This window comes from Ruegeria sp. 6PALISEP08, from assembly GCF_001238295.1.
GTDB lineage: Bacteria > Pseudomonadota > Alphaproteobacteria > Rhodobacterales > Rhodobacteraceae > Ruegeria.
The window spans coordinates 16,806-32,883 of the sequence record NZ_LGXZ01000017.1 but is presented as its reverse complement, the minus strand read 5'-3'; the positions used below and the strand labels follow the sequence as shown (position 1 = coordinate 32,883).

The window sequence follows — 16,078 nt, the reverse complement described above, 5'->3', positions numbered from 1 at the left end:
ACCGCTGGACTCACAGCGGATTGTCTGAGGCTGCGGGAAGAGGCATAAACAGAAAAAAGTGAGAGATTTGAATATGCGTACAGTAATCGGGTCCTTGATCGCTCTTGTCATTACCATGCTTGCGGCCACCGGGTCATGGGCGCAATCATATCAAATCCAGCCGGGCGATGCGCTTCAGGTTGAAGTGCTCGAAGACCCCACCCTGAACCGAACGATCTTGGTTCTACCGGATGGATCTATCAACTTTCCGCTTGCCGGCTCACTTCGGGCAGCTGGTCAATCGACCAATGGGCTCAGTTCTTCTCTCGCATCGGCGTTGTCCTCGAATTTCAACACGCCGCCAACCGTCTTTATCTCGGTCGCATCGCTGGCACCCCCTCCTCTTCTGGGTGGGGTGGGCGCAACCGGCCCAACCATTGATGTTTTCATCATGGGTGAAGTCAACATACCCGGAAAGTTTCTGGCGAGCGAAGGTACGACCATTCTTCAGGTTTTGGCTCAGGCTGGAGGCCTGACCAATTTCGCGGCTCGCAAGCGCATCGAATTGCGCAGAGCTGACAGTAAAACAGGCGTGGTGAACAAATATATCTATAACTACAATGGATCGGGCGGTGGCATCCAAGGCAATACAGTGCTCAGAACCGGAGATGTTGTGGTCGTGCCATCACGCCGCTTGTTCGAATAGGGGCTGATACAGGTGGGGAAATCGAAATTCAGGCTGTCCACCGTTCTGGGGGGTGGGGCTGCTTTAATAATTTCAGTTATGCCAGTTGTTGGGCAGCAAACCTCAACAACGCAAACGACAACACAGCAGACGACCGTACAACAGGCACCGGTCTCATCAACGCTTGTACAGCAATCACCCAGCCAGCAGCTTATTTCGCAGCAGGCGCTGAGAAACCCGGCGCGGCAGGTCGGACAACCATTGACCGGTCAACCGACCGGCACCGGAACCGGCCTGACTGTTACGTTGGACTACCTGACCTCGCTCAGACATGACGATAACCTTCGTCTGACCGACCCATCGCTGGGGGCGACCACCTGGTGGGAAAACACACTTGCCCTCGGAATTCTGAAGCAGACGACGGATTCGACGCTGAGATTCGACCTGTCGGGGCTATACCGGATCGCCAATGAACCGATTATCGGAACGGACTCCAGCTTCTCGGACCCGCTCGCACGGCTGGACTATCAGCGTATACGCGCAAACAGCCGGCTTGGTTTGCTGGCTGAATATCGCGAGAGAGACCTCGCCTTCAATCGTTCGCTGACGGACACGAACCTGGATGGCGTCATCGACGCCTCGGACGTGATCGGCACCATAGGTGATCAGGTCAACACGCGAGGGAACCTAGATTGGGAAACCGGCCTGACCGATCCTTTGGGATTCCGCTTCACTTATAGCCACCGTGAACGCAGCTATACGAACACGATCGATCCGAGCCTGTTCGACAACCGGTCCGACGATTATACGGCTGCGGTTCTATTTCGGTTTTCTCCGGTTCTGCAGGGGAACCTGAGTGTCGATTACCGGGATTTCGTGGCTGATGACAACGTCCAGACTGATCGGCAAACAACAGTCGTATCAACGGGTGTGACGTATAACATTTCCCCCATCACCACCCTCAGCGCGAACATCGGTTACAGCCAGGTTGACGACACACAGCGTGCGAACAACATAAATGACGTGACCGAAGATTTTGTCTGGAGTTTTGCCTGGAGTAAGACGCTGGCGGATGGAACCGCCGATGTTCTGTTTGACCAGACCTTCGGTGTGAATGGCTCCAGAATTAACGCCACGGTTGGTCGAACTTTCCAACGCTCCAGCGGGTTGTTCGGCTTCAATGTCGGTTTCACTCGGGGGCCTTTTGACGAGGTGACGCCAATTGGTCAGATCGACTACAGCTATCAGTTGGCCAGTTCTCGGATCGGCGCGACGATTCAACGGCGGGTCGGCACCAGTACACAAAGTGTGGAAACCCGGCAAACCCTAGCTTTCCTGACGTATGATTATTTTATCAACCCAGTATCCGGCCTGTCTTTTAGCGTCAATTTCATCGACCAGGAAGACGAAGGGACGGGTTCATCCAATCCAAGACAGCGCGGCACATTCAACGCCTCTTATACGCGCGCGATCACAAAGGATTGGGCGCTCAACGTAGGCTATCAGTACGAGATGGACGACCAGAACGGCTTTAAGGCGACCTCAGACTCGGTCTTCCTGACGCTTGGGCGGAGGTTCACCCTCAAACCCTGATTTTCTTTGGCCAGGTTCGCGCCGTCAACAAATACTCCAACCACTACGTATTGTATCGGCCTCGGATCAAAATCACGGGAGCTTGGGTCACCATGATTTCGGGACGCGCTTTATTATGCATGATGGGCAGTGATGCATCGTTTCGATTCGAAAAACGGCCGCGACAATATCGTTGAAGCGGCCCGAGGCGGCCTGCCGGTCATAAACACCGCAGGGCTGTTCTGGTTTGCCCTGTTGTTGCTCGGGTCGGTGCCCGTCTTCTGGATCGGGATCGTGTCGCTGGGAGCTGCCTGGAGCACACCGGAATACAGCCATGGTCCGCTGATCCCGATTATCTCTCTGTATCTGTTCCTGCGTGAACTCAGGGACATGCCGCCGCCCAATCCGGTTGTGCGCGATCGCTGGCCGGGTGTGGCGGTGATCGCCATGGCCCTGATCATTGCCATTCTGGGAAATCTGGCCCGCATCCCCGATATCGTCACCTACGCCATGATCATCTGGACCGGTGGCGTCATGTTGACCGTATTCGGCTGGCAGCGAGGCAAATACCATCAGCTGCCTGTACTACACCTGGTGTTCATGCTGCCCCTGCCGCAGTTCGTCTATTGGAAGCTCACGATCTTCCTGCAATGGATTTCCTCCGAGCTGGGCGTCTGGTTCGTGCAATTGGCCGGTGTCTCGGTCTTTATTGAAGGCAACATCATCGATCTGGGCGTCTATAAACTGCAGGTGGCCGAAGCCTGTTCCGGGCTGCGCTATCTGTTCCCGATCCTCAGCTTTTCGTACCTCTTTGCCCTGCTTTACCGTGGCCCGATCTGGCATAAGGTGGTTCTGCTGGTTTCAGCAGCCCCTCTGACCGTGCTGATGAACTCGGTCCGCATTGGCGTGATTGGCGTACTGGTCAATCAGCACGGCATTGAGCAAGCCGAAGGCTTCATGCATTTCTTTGAAGGCTGGATCATCTTCTTGCTCTGCGTGGCCATTCTGTTCCTGATGGCAATCGGGTTGCAGCGCCTGACCCCAAACCCGCAGCCTTTTGCCGAGACAATCGATCTGGACACTCAGGGGCTCGGCACCGTCGCATTGCGTTTTCTGGGTATCCGCACCTCGGTCGCGCTGGCTTTCGCGGCACTTTTGACATTGGCAGTTTCAACCGCCTGGACTCTGCGGCCCGCCTCGGAGGTAAAGCCAATCGAGCGGGATCCCTTTGCCCTCTATCCGCGCCAGTTGGGCGACTGGTCAGGTTCCACCACCAGCCTTGATCCGCAAGTCGAACAGACACTTGGCGCCAGTGACTACCTCCACGCCACGTATATCGACAGCGGGTCGGGCGATTTCGTGAACATGTTCGTGGCCTTCTACAACAAGCAGACCGATGGCGACGGCATCCACTCGCCCGAGGTTTGCCTGCCGGTTGGCGGTTGGGAAATCTTCAGCCTCGAGCCGTATGAGATCAACCCGGGCAACACCCCTTACGGCAGCTTCACCGTCAACCGCGCGGTCATCCAGAAAGAGCTTTCAAAGCAACTGGTCTATTACTGGTTCGAACAGCGCGGCAAACGTATAGTCAATGACTTCCGCGCCAAGTTGAGCGTTATCCAGGACGGTTTCACCATGGGCCGCACCGATGGTGCCTTGGTCCGATTTGTGACGCCGATCCTGCCGGGCGAGACCGAAGCGGATGCGGATGCAAGGCTGCAGCGGTTCATGGAACCCAGCCTGACCCGCCTGCCGCAATTCGTGCCGTTTTGACCTTAGGTAAAATCAGGCTTTAGATTTACCTTGATTTTAATCGACAAGGACTGCGGTGCGTCCAAGGACAGACGAACAAAACGACACCAGAAAGCCCACCCAATCAATCCATGGCTGAAATACTTTGTAACACAACCACCTTATCCTGTCATAATCATCAAGCTCGACTGGAGAAGCCGAGTTGCCGAAAGTCTGAACTTAGGTAAGAGCACCTAAACGAAAGGACCGCCAGCAAGCGACTTTTAGAGTCTCAGTCCTTCCAGATCCGCTTATAAGCCGCAATCAGTGCAGGCACTTGATGCGGCCAGGCCATTTCAGCCTCGACCCGGGCACGCCCATAACGGCCCATGACGGCGCGGCGTTCATCATCGGCCAGCAGTTCGGTGATCTTGTCGGCCATGTCCACCGGATCATTGGCCTTGGCGTAAAGCGAGGCCTCCTGCGCCGAGAACCGCCCTTCGGTCACGTCGAACTGAACGATGGGCTTCTCGAATGCCATGTATTCGAGGATCTTGTTCATGGTGGATTTGTCATTCATCTCGTTCACCCGGTCCGGGTTCACGCAGACATCCGCGGTCGACAGGATCTCGAACAGGTCCTGATCCGGCGCGCGGCCGGTGAAGGTGACGTAATCCGACAGGCCCATATCGACCGATTGCTGTTGCAGCTTCTCAAGGCTGGGACCACCGCCCACAAGGCAGAACTGGATGTCGTCACGCCCCTGAACCTGCACCAGATGCGCCACGGATTCCAGCAGCAGATCGATGCCTTCCTGATCACCCATGACGCCGACATAGCCCACCATATATTTGCGACCATTGCGCCAGTCCGGGTTCGGCGGCAGATGCTGCAGCCGGCTCAGATCAGGGCCCGAGCGGACGATAAACACATCCTCGGGCGCCATGCCGCCGCGTTCGATGGCGATCTTGCGATAACTTTCATTGGTGGCAATCGACACCCGGGCCGAGGCGAAAGTCAGCCGCTCGAACGTCTTCATCAGCTTCCAGAAGAAGCCGCGCTTGTCGAACTTGGCCTCATAAAGCTCGGGGTTGATGTCGTGGTGATCAAACAGATAGCGCACGCCAAACAGCTTGAACGGCAGCGCCACCAGAAAGATCAGATCGGGCGGGTTGCAGCCATGGATGACGTGAAAACCGCGCGTGAACTTGATCTTCAGCGACAACCAGCTTTCCCAGAACAGCGCCGCGCCATATTCCAGCAGATACCCCAGCGCACCGCTGGCATCCAATGGCAGCGGGTGGCGATAGACCTTGATGCCTTCATCTTCCCAGACACGTTCCTCGTGCCCCTTGCCGGTGGGACAGATAACTGAAACCAGCGCGCCTGCGGCGGCCAGCGTACGCGCCTCCATCCACACACGGCGGTCGAAAGGCACAGGCAGGTTCTCGACCACGATCAGAACCTTCAGCCCTTTCAGGGGCTGGCTCTGGCGCAGTTCCTCGAACGAGATCGGCTGAACGGCGGGGACGGGGCTAGTCATATTCATAGGTTCTTACCACCTCTGCATCGCCCAGGTTCAGCTCGTTCACGATCCGATTCGATCCGATCACCAGGTCCCAGGGCCCGGCCTCGGCCGTGGCGCGATCCACCAGCAGGCTGCCCACTGTAGGCAGATGGGTAAAGGTATAGCCCAGGTTTTGACCCCGCAGATCAGCCGGGCGGATCGCAGGATCATAGACCGACAGCTGATACCCTGCCTGCAGCAAGCGCCGGGCGATATCGACATTGGGGCTTTCGCGCAGATCGTCGGTTCCCGCCTTGAAGGCCAGCCCCGCCATCAGCACCCGGCCGCCATCAGGCAACCGCGCCATGATGTCCTGCGCCTGATAGGTCTTGTGCGCCTGATTGGTCTGCAACAGGCTGTCGATCAGATGGGTATGGGCCCCCACCTCGCCGGCGATATGCTGCAATGCACGCACGTCCTTGGGCAGGCAGGACCCCCCGAACGCGCCCCCCGGGCGGGTGTAATAGGGTGAGATGTTCAGCTTGGTATCCGAGACGAAGATCTCGTGCATGGTTTTGGCGGATACGCCCATGCTGTGGCAGATGCGGCCAATCTCATTGGCAAAAGCCACCTTGGTGGCGTGCCAGGTATTGTCGACGAATTTGGTGATCTCGGCCTCTTCAAAGGCGGTGTAGAACACCGGCGCGTCCAACCCTTCGTGCATCTCGTCCATCACCGCTGAGCGATTGCCATCGACCGTGCCCACAACGATCTTGGGCGGGTTGAAGAAATCATCCACCGCCGAAGCCTCGCGCAGGAATTCCGGGTTATAGACGATCTCGACCGCCTGCGCCGTCTGATCCCCTAGATAGCTTTGGAAGATCGGCTCGATTAGCTGCCGCACGGTGCCCGGCCGGAAGGTCGACCGATACGCCACGGTCAGCGCCCGCGCCCGGTCGGGTGAGACGGTTTCAGCAATCTGGCGCGTCACCTCGGCCACGAAACTCATGTTATGTGAGCCGTCGGTGGAACTGGGTGTGCCGACACAGACAATGGCCAGATCCACATCCGACAGGTCCGGCATTTCAACCGAGGCACGGATCAGATTCCTGGCCAACGCTTCGGTCAGCAACTCGGCCACCTTGGGTTCCTTGATCGGAGGCTGCCCGGCGTTGATTTCAGAGACCTTGTCGGCATTCACATCGATGCCGATCACCTCGTGCCCTTCGCGGGTCAGACAGCACGCCGCCGTGAACCCCACATACCCCAACCCGAAAATTGCAATCTTCATACTATTTTACCGTTTTAAAACTGTCAGGTGGTGTTCTTGCTGCTGATACAAATATCAGGTGCCCTGTAGTAAGCGCCCTTGCATAGTCAGAGAACTATCTGGGAAACTTTCAAAAAAATACCCTGTAAAGTGCTGCATTTTTTTGACACGGAACAAGAGTGCACATTAGAAACCGGTTCAACATTCTGACTCAAAACGAAAAACATGGAATTTCCAATCGCAACACACCAACACTCGTTTGAATATCAATTCGACCACCGGTTTACCAGTGTGGCGACTCCGTGTGTTCAGGCCCGGCTGTGGCAAAAGAAGAAAACGAAACATTTGTCTGCTATGCTGTCATTTGTCTCTAAATTGGAAAGATAGTACTTTTGGAACAACCCAATGAACCCAAGTCGAGCCGCAGTTCCGCCTTGGCCGTGGGCGCGGCGACGCTCCTTGCATCAGGCTTGTTCCGGCAGGGGCTTGGGTTGGTCACGCTCGCCATTACGGCGCGTCTTTTAACACCTGAAGATTTTGGCGTAGCCGCCTATTTTCTGATTGCAACAGCCTTTCTGGAAATGCTGCAACGTCAGATCGCCATGGTACTCATACGGCTGGATGACGTTACACAAGATCACCTGGAAACAGTTTTCACCTTTCAGGTGATCTTTGGAATGACGGTCGCCCTTTTTTTCCTTGCGTCCCGGCCGCTGGTCGCTCTGATTGGCATCCCCGAGCTGGTTCAGATCACACCCGCTCTTTGCCTGCTGGCCATCACGGTCGCCTTCAGAAGCCCGCGCTTCATACTCTTTGAAAGAAAACTTCGCTTCGGCTATGCCGCTGGTGAAGAAACTCTCATTCGAGTCATCTATTCGATTACAGCAATTACGCTTGCCTGGATCTGGCGCGACTTCTGGGCAATTGTTGTAGCCAACTTCTGCGCTCTGACAGCTCGCGGTATCTGGACGTTTAGCATGGCCCCAATGGCTCCGCGGCTGTCGCTAGCGCGGTGGCGCGACAGTCTGTCGTTTTCCACGTGGTCCCTGGGTGCCCAGATCGCTCAGTTCTTTTCAAAAAACATGCCGCAGCTGATTATCGGCGCGACCTTGGGGCTGGCTGATGCCGGGATATTCCGGCTCGGCAACCGCATCAGTACGCTTGTAACGACCCAACTTTTTGCCCCCATGCAGCGGGTGATCTATCCGGGCCTTGCTGATATTGCCCGGAATACGGACCGCAAAGACGAAGCATTCATCCGGCTTAACGAATTGCTCATTGCAATTGTGTTGCCGATGTCGGTCGGCATGGCTCTGGTGGCCAACCACATCATCCTTGTCGTTTTCGGTTTTAAATGGCTTGCGGCCACGCAGGTGATATGGGTTCTGGCTCCGCTCAAGGCCCTGGAGACCTTGCAGGCGAATGTTCGGGCAGCAACTTATGTCGAAGGATCGACAAAGCTCCTGTTCGCGCGAAATACCGTTCTGCTGGTACTGGTTTGCCTTTTCATGTTGATCGGCGTCAATCTCGGGTTCACCGGCGCACTGATCGCAGCCGGTGCCGCAAGCGTTGCCGCAATTGCGATGACCCTCACGATCGCCAAACGGCACGGAACACGTACGTTCTTTGGCCCCCTGACTGTGGCCTGGAGAAGCATCGTTTCCTGTATCGCCATGGTCGCCGTTGTTTTGTTTATTGCCAGCGCATTTGGAACACCGGTCCATGTTGGCTGGGCTTTCGAATCCTGGGATGACGTCCCAAGGCTGCTTGTCATCTTCCTGACAAAAGTGCTGGCCGGAGCGTTCACTTACGTCGCAACACATCTGTTGCTTTGGCTGCTGGTCGGTCAGCCCGACGGCGTTGAGAAGGTCGCGCTTCAGTTTCCAAAGCGCGTACTTAAACATTATCTGGATTCGAGCACGGCAAAGCAACGTTAGGGCAATCCCGGCCCGGGGCTTATAAGTTAAACTAGTAAACAGTGACAGATCATTCGATGTACATAGCCAAAGAACCGGACAGGATGGAACACGCGCAAAACGATCAGAGGCCGGGTTCATCCGTTTCCGATACGACATCCGTTCTTCCGGAACTGGATCTGAGCGTCATAATCGTGAACTACAACACCCGCGATGTGACCTCCAAGGCGGTCCAGTCAGCGCTGGATCATCGGGGAAATCTGAAACTCGAAGTCATTGTCGTCGACAACGATTCAAGCGACGACAGCGTCACAGCCTTGCGGGCGGCTTTTCCCGCAGCGACAATCCTGGCCGCAGGACAAAATGGTGGCTACGCTTGGGGCAACAATATCGGCATCCGACAGGCGCGAGGGCGCTATCTGCTGATCCTCAACCCGGATGCGCAGGTTTATGACGGAACGCTTGAGCGCGCTGTCTCATACCTGGAAAACAATCCAGACATTGGCATCCTTGGTGGGCATGTCTCACTTGAAAACGGCGCACAACAGCCCACCCTGTTCCGTCAGGTTTCCCTGAGCAGCCTTTTCTGGAACATCCTGATACCAAACCGCATCATCCGCGAAACCCGTCTTTTCGGGGATCAGCGCTATGCCTCGCGCGCTCGTGATACCGTACAGGATGTAGATGTCGTCGCCGGGTGTTTCATGATGGTCCCAAAAACGGTCATCAACACCGTTGGCGTCATGAATGACCGTTTTTTCATGTATAGCGAGGAATCCGAATGGTGCTGGCGGGTCCGTCAGGCCGGTCTGAAAGTGTGCTACAACCCGGACATCCGGCTTCTGCATTACGGCGCAGTTTCCACCGGACAAACCTCGCCCTGGAAATCCGTCGAGATCGCCAAGGGGCATATTCTGTTTCTGCGCTTCTCACGTGGTCCACTGATCGCATGGCTGGGAACCGGGCTCATGACAATCGGTGATCTGTTGCGGGGCGTCTGGTTCCTGCCGATAAGCCTGATAAAGCCCCGGCACGAAGGTGCCCGGGCCTGGCGAGCGCGATTTGCGTTTCTGCTGGGGGCCCTGATCAGGCCTCCGCATGGGCAGGTGCCGCCGCAACCCGCCCCGGACATGCTGGCATGAAGAGCCTGGCGAAACCTGTATTGCGCGGTATTGTCCACACCGTTCTCACCCCACTTGAACGCCGGATGCTTGCGCAGCAGCCCGTCGCGCGGTGGCCGCATATCTTCATTCTGGGCGCCCCCCGATCCGGTACGTCTCTGTTTTACGAGCTTATGACAACCGGCTTCGATTTTGCCTTTTTTTCCAACCTTGCGCACCGGTTCTACAAAACCCCTCTGGCCGCGACCCGGATCGGAGGGAAACTGATCTCGGACCACACGCCCGCCTACCAAAGCGACTATGGTCATATTTCGGGATGGGCTGCCCCGAATGAAGGCGGCTGGATCTGGCAGCGATGGCTCGAGGATGGCCCTTGGGTGGATGAGCAACACCTTGCTTCCCTACCTATTGCGGAAATCCAAGCGACGCTGGCGGGCATGTCGGCCTTGTCAGATGCCCCGTTCATCAACAAGAACGTGATGCATTCCAACCGCGTGCGATTGCTGGATGCGATGTTTCCAGGCTGTCTTTTCATCGAGATCCGGCGCGATGCCAAAGACACTGCCAGATCCATCATCCGGGCCCAAAGGAGGAACAAGGGGCCAGAGCGGGACCATGAGGAATGGTGGTCTGTCCGCCCCTCAAATGCAGGTGGCGATACCGATATCGAACACGCCTGCCGACAGGTTGTCGGCGTTGCCAATGATATTGAACGCGATTGCGCCCATATCGGGGCTGACAGGCATTTCAGGGTCGAATATGAAGCGCTTTGCGCCGACCCGAAACGCATCTTGGCCAGCGTTGCAGCGTTTCTAGAACAGCGCGGTGTACCGGCCAAATCACGCCCCGGGGTCTCAGTTCCTGAACAGTTTACGCTGCGGGCCTCCAAACCGCTTGAAGCAGAGGAAGAGGCCGATCTGGACCGGATGCTGACGCCCCATGCGGAAACTGCAGTGATCTGATGGTTGATGGCACCCTCTCTGTGCGCCGGGTTGCGGCGGAAGACTGGCCCAGCCTTAGCAGCAGGTTCGAAGACCTCACCTATGAGCAAAGCCTGACCTATGCGCAGGCCGCCGCCAGACGCATAGGGGCAACCGCCGAATTTCTCAGCCTGCATGATGCGCAGGGCGCACCGGTGGCTGCGGCATGTCTCAGGATCAAACGGGTTCCGGTTCTGAGCCGCGGTATCGCCTGGATTGCGGCCGGGCCATTGATCCACCCCAAGGGGCGGGGTACCCCCGATGCAGCCATGGTCCGCGCAATCCTCTCGGATCTGCGTCGGCACGTACATGACAGCGGTCATGTCCTGCGCCTGCGCTTTCCGATCATGGCCACCCCCACCGACGACGCGATAACAGGTGCCGGTTTTGTGCCCACCGAGCAGGCAAGCTCATATCGGACGGTCCTGATTGATCCCGATCAGGACGACGATACCCTGATGCGCACCCTGCACGGCAAATGGCGCAACCCACTGCGCAATGCACTCAAGACGGGAATGGAGCTTGAAACCGGTCCGATTGCAGAGTTGTCGGGGCGATTTCACAAGCTCTTCGAACAGGTGCAGGCCGCCAAGGGCTTCCAGCCCGACATTCCACCGGAATTCTACTATCCGCTCGCGGGGCCGGATTTCGAACACGATGTTCTGATTGCGCTCAAGGACGGTGCCGATATCGGCACAATGACCATCGGACGCACTGGCACAAACGCTGTCTATCTGTTCGGGGCAACTTCGGAAGCGGGGCGCAAGCTCAATGCCGGGCACTATCTGATGTGGCAGGCCATACTGCATTGCCGGGAACACAGGATCAGGTGCTTTGACCTGGGCGGAATAGATCAGGACGCAAACCCCAGCGTCACCCGTTTCAAATTGCGCACCGGCGGTACAGATACCACGGCCGCAGGCCCCTTCGAAGCCTGGCCGGCAGACCCCATGGCAAACCTGATCGGTCTGGCCGAAGCTCTGCACGGGAGGCTGAAGCGCTGAAATGGCACGTCGGATCGGTCTCAATTTTCACGGCATTGGATCTCCGGCCCGCGACCTCGAAGAGGGAGAGGCCCCCTACTGGTTGTCCGAGGCGCAATTTACGGAAATTCTTGACCGTGTCGCTGCAGCCCATGATCCGCAGGCCTTTGTTCTGACCTTTGATGATGGCAACCTGTCGGATTATGACATCGCGCTTCCAGCTCTGGTCGAACGGGGCTTGTCCGCGCGTTTCTTTGTTCTGACTGGACGGCTGGACCAGCCCGGATCGTTGGGGCGCGATCACATTTCGGCCCTGCTGGATGCCGGGATGCGCGTCGGTAGCCACGGCATTGCACATGTCGGCTGGACCGGGCTGGACCGGGATGCACTCAATAGGGAACTCGGACAATCCCGCAGCGTACTGCAGGACATCTGCGGCCTTCCGATTACCGAGGTGGGCATCCCCTTTGGCCTGTACAACGCCCGTGTCCTGCGCGCGCTACGACGCAACGGATATACGGTCGCGTTCTCAAGCGATACAGGGCAAATGAACAACAAGAGCTTCCTGCGTGCCCGTACATCCCTACGCGGAGATATGAACTCGGCTCAGTTCGACGACATTCTGGCCAGCCGAATGCCACCGGCAAAACAGTTGCGCCGTATGCTTGGAATGACAAAAAAGCGGCTTTTACCGTTAACCTGATCGGGTATACCCAAACTTGTCCAGAATATGCCCGAGCTCCTGCTCGATATAGGCGATATGTTCGGGCTCCAGCTCATCTTTCCACTGACCGCTGCGACCGCTGCGGATATGTGCGCGCTCATTTGGTTTTGTCGCAGAAATCTTGCTGCGCTTACCGGCCTCGAACAGGCGCATCAGCCGGACACCCAGTTCATGCACCCTGCCAGTCATCCCAAGGAAGGTGAAGATTTCCGCATAGATCTCATCCCGGCGGGGGCCCATCAGATCACCATACTGCAGCTCGAGGATATCCGGGTCGGACAGATCCCAGTTCTCAAGATTCTCGCGACTGAAATATATGAAGTGACGGATCTCCATGAACAGCCCTTCGATCTTTCCGGCAGCCTGCAGCTTTTCCTGATAGGTTTTTCCGGTCTCGTCCGGCACATGGACCCAAAGTTCGTTGGTCCACAGATGGTAGTGATAGGAAGATACGATCATGTCGCGCGGATCGCGCATAATATGTATACCCCGATACGGTCCGATCTCGGCCAGCGGCGTCCGGCTGTGCGGCGACAGGAAAACACGGGTTTCCGGCCTTGGTGCTCCTTTGGAAATATCTTCGAACCGCACCCCCAACCCAAGGGCCATCAGCTTGAGCACCGCCTTAAAATAGGTGGTCATAGCCTTGTGATGCGTTCCGACAAAGATCTTGGTCCGGCTTTTGGCAAAGTCTCGGTCGCTGAACCTGCAAATAAAAAGCAAGGGAAGCATCTGCCAGAATTCCGGGTTCTTCAGCAGCCCGTAATTTTTTCGGAAAGAAATAGGAACCTGAGTAATTTTCTTACGCAGTCGCGACCGTTTCGGTTTATGCCCCAGGCCAGCATCTGTCATCACCTTATTGTCCTGAACCGTCATCTGGCTGGCTTCCCTCATCTCATCGCACCGACATCGGTGCCGTCCCGGGCAGGTCCCGTTTGCCCGGAGGTATTGAAGAGATAAGTCTCTAAATCTCTTGAGAGCTGTTTCAATCGAAATTCCTCTACCATTTACTCTGACTGCACCAAAAACAAATCAATTTTCCGCACCCTGATCGCCATTACGAAGGCATCAATGATATCGTCGGAACACCTACAGCATTTCATTCAAACCGAGTATACCTGATCCGCCGCGCGCGCCCGGATATAGGCTCTGATTTCTCCGCATCATCTTCGTCACTGGCGTCGATGAACCAGATGCCCGCCCCCAGCATGAACATCAGCAAACAGAAGATCGCGTCCCACAGGTGAACTGAGATGGCCGCGATACATATACCGGCCAGTGAAAAAAGATACCCCAACCGATAACTTGCCAACTTTCCCGTCAGAGGTGCCCGGCCTACATCGCGGAAAATCAAAATAACGGGAATAAGCAACAGCAAAAAACCCAGGATGCCGTTGCGCATCGCAAGAACCAGCCAGAAGTTGTCCACACTCGAGAGCATCCACCGCGGTCGCGTCCAATCCTTCAGACCGATGCCGAACACAGGGTTGCGCATGATGTCGTCGGTGACGTTATTGAAGATATGAATCCGATTCCAGGCCGTAGACGGTTTCAGCGTCAAATATGCTGCAAACATCTGAGCCGGGGACCGGTTCGAAAAAACTTCGATAAACACATACAAACCCGCGAACATGTAAAGCAACAGATTCCATTTCTTTTTCACCGAAGCCAGAACTGTCGACCACATCATCAATGCGAACTGCACTGCCACTGACAGCCATGCCCCCGAAGACAGTGATGAAAAGACGGCTAAGGTAACAAGGCCGACCCTTGGGAGTTTGTAAAAGAAACTCTTGTCGTATCCGAGAACGTACCATGTCAGTGCAAAAACCGGGCTACAGAACAGTCCGTAAAGGATTGGGTGCGGCAAAGATCCTTGTGCACGATACAAACCCAATCTCGGCGCATGTTGTACTGTGCGATACACGTCACCAAAATTGCTGAAAAAATCCAGTAATATAGATCGGTTCGTATAGTTCTGATGAATACTGAATGGCAGCATCACCAAGACAGAAATGAAAAGCCAAAGGGCCAGGAACCGAAACGCATCCGCATCCCTAATAACCCAGCGCGCGATGAAGTAAGGCGATAGCGTCTCAATGATCCGGATGCCAATAAACTGCCACTGGGAAAATCCGTGATTGACGAAAATGGCCAAACCACCCCACAGCGCGAAGCAGACCATCAGAATATCGATCGCACGAACCCGATCACTCCCGTCAAGCCAACGAACGATAGCCGGCAAGAAAAATATAATTAATACAATTCGATAGCCACCCAACCTCAGCCCGGCCACATCAAAATAATAGGGCAGGATAAAGCCAAGGATAAGCGCTGGCACAAGGTAGAGCGAAGGCTTGGCGCTGTTGGCACCATGCCCTTTCCGCGACCTATGCTGTATATCAGCCTGCGTTACCAAAACGCATCCACTTCCTTTATGAGCTGCTCGTTTCGGTTTCGCTCAGATATCCGATGCGCACCAGACACCCGCAAAATAGTATACCGACACCATTGTCCCGGTCGCAACGCAGAACTGAATCGCACCGCTTGCGTTGGAACATGTTCAGGACAATGGTCGTCAAATCGCCGCTCTGTTTCCATTTTACATCCACGAAGCAACAGTGTCAGCGAATGGTATTTCACTTTTTGACAGACGTCTGGTGCCACATCGAATTGGCAGCTAAAACACCTGCGGGTGACCATAGGAGCGACTAAATTGGCGAGAAACCCTTGGATTTTGTTTTTTGTATCTCTGGTTAAAGTTAAGAAGCTCCGCAGCCTGGTGCGCAAGGTCACTCGGAAAATCGGAAAAGCGCAACCGGATGGCTTTGAAGCCGCAGTCCCGCGGACAATTCCGCGCAACATCTGGATGTTCTGGGACAAAGGTATCGACGAGGCCCCGGAAGTCGTGAAAATGTGCATCGCGTCCTGGCAGGCCAAAAACCCGGGCTGGACGATACGTGTTCTCGATCGGAATACGGTCAAGGATTTCGTCGATCTGCCTCCCTTGTCGCCGGAAATGTCGATTCAATCCTATTCCAACATCCTGCGCTTCAAACTGCTGAAAGACCATGGCGGCGTCTGGGCAGACGCGACGGCCTTTTGCATCAAACCGCTGGACGAATGGCTGCCGATTGTCGGGCAACGGGGGTTCTTCGCGTTCTTCTGGACCCCGGAAACCCGGTGGTTCACCTGGCCCGGATATACCCGCGAGGTTGCAACCTGGTTCCTGGCCGCGGAACCCGGCAGCCCGATCATGGTGGACTGGTACAACTACAGCGTCCGCTACTGGGAAAAACGTCAGAAACCCCATCTCTATTTCTGGTGCCAGACACTCTTTGAGCTGCTGATCTACATGCGCCGCCCATTCCGCCGCGCCTGGCGTCAAGTTCCCAAAATCGGGTGTTTGGGGCCGCATCTGGTCCATGACTGTGTCATTCGCAACCGCGACACCGCCAGAATAGCCCGCATTCTGGATAATGGCGCAGCACCGGTACAAAAATTGCGCTGGCAATGGGATAAGCAGAAACTGGCAATTGCAAAATCCCTGCTGCATGTTGACGAAACCGAACCCCTGAAACGCCCAAAGGCCGTTTGACCTTTTCGCGGC

13 protein-coding genes are annotated in these 16,078 nt (G+C 55.9%); 9 read left to right on the top strand and 4 right to left on the bottom strand.

Annotation, left to right across the window (positions count from 1 at the left end):
- Window positions 1-73: 73 nt before the first annotated feature.
- From ALB80_RS19470 to xrtD, 3 genes are all read left to right on the top strand, one after another.
- The gene (locus tag ALB80_RS19470) at window positions 74-685 is read left to right on the top strand and encodes a polysaccharide biosynthesis/export family protein (protein ID WP_050605770.1); all 612 of its coding nucleotides are present in this window, start codon (window positions 74-76) and stop codon (window positions 683-685) included.
- A 240-nt stretch (window positions 686-925) separates the two neighbouring features.
- On the top strand, window positions 926-2,257 hold the full coding sequence (locus ALB80_RS19465) for a hypothetical protein (RefSeq protein ID WP_050605769.1): 1,332 nt from the start codon (window positions 926-928) through the stop codon (window positions 2,255-2,257).
- Window positions 2,258-2,389: 132 nt separating this feature from the next.
- The gene (gene xrtD / locus ALB80_RS19460) at window positions 2,390-4,009 is read left to right on the top strand and encodes a VPLPA-CTERM-specific exosortase XrtD (RefSeq protein ID WP_083445383.1); all 1,620 of its coding nucleotides are present in this window, start codon (window positions 2,390-2,392) and stop codon (window positions 4,007-4,009) included.
- Between the two features lie 250 nt (window positions 4,010-4,259).
- Here xrtD and ALB80_RS19455 read toward each other — a convergent pair whose 3' ends face one another.
- Together ALB80_RS19455 and ALB80_RS19450 are read right to left on the bottom strand one after the other, a co-directional pair.
- Window positions 4,260-5,510 (bottom strand): glycosyltransferase family 4 protein, encoded by a 1,251-nt coding sequence (locus ALB80_RS19455; protein ID WP_083445382.1) that lies wholly within the window; start codon window positions 5,508-5,510, stop codon window positions 4,260-4,262.
- A complete protein-coding gene (locus tag ALB80_RS19450) occupies window positions 5,503-6,765 on the bottom strand; it encodes a nucleotide sugar dehydrogenase (protein WP_050605768.1) in 1,263 nt (420 codons plus the stop codon). Before ALB80_RS19450 ends, ALB80_RS19455 begins: the two co-directional genes overlap by 8 nt.
- Before the next feature lie 371 nt (window positions 6,766-7,136).
- Here ALB80_RS19450 and ALB80_RS19445 point away from each other — a divergent pair, with 371 nt between their 5' ends.
- The 5 genes from ALB80_RS19445 to ALB80_RS19425 are packed head-to-tail and all read left to right on the top strand — an operon-like array spanning window position 7,137 to window position 12,447.
- Entirely contained in the window at window positions 7,137-8,681 is a 1,545-nt protein-coding gene (locus ALB80_RS19445; RefSeq protein WP_050605767.1) for an oligosaccharide flippase family protein, read from the top strand.
- 56 nt (window positions 8,682-8,737) lie between these two features.
- A complete protein-coding gene (locus ALB80_RS19440) occupies window positions 8,738-9,802 on the top strand; it encodes a glycosyltransferase family 2 protein (protein ID WP_050605766.1) in 1,065 nt (354 codons plus the stop codon).
- Window positions 9,799-10,743: a sulfotransferase gene (locus tag ALB80_RS19435; RefSeq protein WP_050605765.1), complete on the top strand. Its 945-nt coding sequence runs from the start codon at window positions 9,799-9,801 to the stop codon at window positions 10,741-10,743. The genes ALB80_RS19440 and ALB80_RS19435 overlap by 4 nt, the downstream gene beginning before the upstream one ends.
- A complete protein-coding gene (locus ALB80_RS19430; protein ID WP_050605764.1) occupies window positions 10,743-11,765 on the top strand; it encodes a peptidoglycan bridge formation glycyltransferase FemA/FemB family protein in 1,023 nt (340 codons plus the stop codon). Before ALB80_RS19435 ends, ALB80_RS19430 begins: the two co-directional genes overlap by 1 nt.
- 1 nt (window position 11,766) lies before the next feature.
- Entirely contained in the window at window positions 11,767-12,447 is a 681-nt protein-coding gene (locus tag ALB80_RS19425) for a polysaccharide deacetylase family protein (protein ID WP_050605763.1), read from the top strand.
- Here the strand turns inward: ALB80_RS19425 and ALB80_RS19420 are convergent.
- Both ALB80_RS19420 and ALB80_RS19415 read right to left on the bottom strand, forming a co-directional pair.
- Complete coding sequence (locus ALB80_RS19420; RefSeq protein ID WP_172677924.1) at window positions 12,439-13,320, bottom strand: sulfotransferase domain-containing protein; 882 nt, start codon at window positions 13,318-13,320, stop codon at window positions 12,439-12,441. The genes ALB80_RS19425 and ALB80_RS19420 overlap by 9 nt on opposite strands.
- Before the next feature lie 247 nt (window positions 13,321-13,567).
- Complete coding sequence (locus ALB80_RS19415; protein ID WP_050605761.1) at window positions 13,568-14,887, bottom strand: hypothetical protein; 1,320 nt, start codon at window positions 14,885-14,887, stop codon at window positions 13,568-13,570.
- Window positions 14,888-15,184: 297 nt separating this feature from the next.
- On the opposite strand from ALB80_RS19415, the gene ALB80_RS19410 reads away from it, so the two are divergent.
- Window positions 15,185-16,066 (top strand): capsular polysaccharide synthesis protein, encoded by an 882-nt coding sequence (locus ALB80_RS19410; RefSeq protein WP_157054275.1) that lies wholly within the window; start codon window positions 15,185-15,187, stop codon window positions 16,064-16,066.
- Window positions 16,067-16,078: the final 12 nt, after the last annotated feature.

What these genes read in the sequence shown, in the direction of transcription:
- ALB80_RS19470 (WP_050605770.1), top strand. Translation starts at nt 74, where the DNA reads ATGCGTACAGTAATCGGGTCCTTGATCGCTCTTGTCATTACCATGCTT.
- ALB80_RS19450 (WP_050605768.1), bottom strand. Translation starts at nt 6,765, where the DNA reads ATGAAGATTGCAATTTTCGGGTTGGGGTATGTGGGGTTCACGGCGGCG.
- ALB80_RS19440 (WP_050605766.1), top strand. Translation starts at nt 8,738, where the DNA reads ATGTACATAGCCAAAGAACCGGACAGGATGGAACACGCGCAAAACGAT.
- ALB80_RS19455 (WP_083445382.1), bottom strand. Translation starts at nt 5,510, where the DNA reads ATGACTAGCCCCGTCCCCGCCGTTCAGCCGATCTCGTTCGAGGAACTG.
- xrtD (WP_083445383.1), top strand. Translation starts at nt 2,390, where the DNA reads ATGCATCGTTTCGATTCGAAAAACGGCCGCGACAATATCGTTGAAGCG.
- ALB80_RS19420 (WP_172677924.1), bottom strand. Translation starts at nt 13,320, where the DNA reads ATGACAGATGCTGGCCTGGGGCATAAACCGAAACGGTCGCGACTGCGT.
- ALB80_RS19425 (WP_050605763.1), top strand. Translation starts at nt 11,767, where the DNA reads ATGGCACGTCGGATCGGTCTCAATTTTCACGGCATTGGATCTCCGGCC.
- ALB80_RS19435 (WP_050605765.1), top strand. Translation starts at nt 9,799, where the DNA reads ATGAAGAGCCTGGCGAAACCTGTATTGCGCGGTATTGTCCACACCGTT.
- ALB80_RS19430 (WP_050605764.1), top strand. Translation starts at nt 10,743, where the DNA reads ATGGTTGATGGCACCCTCTCTGTGCGCCGGGTTGCGGCGGAAGACTGG.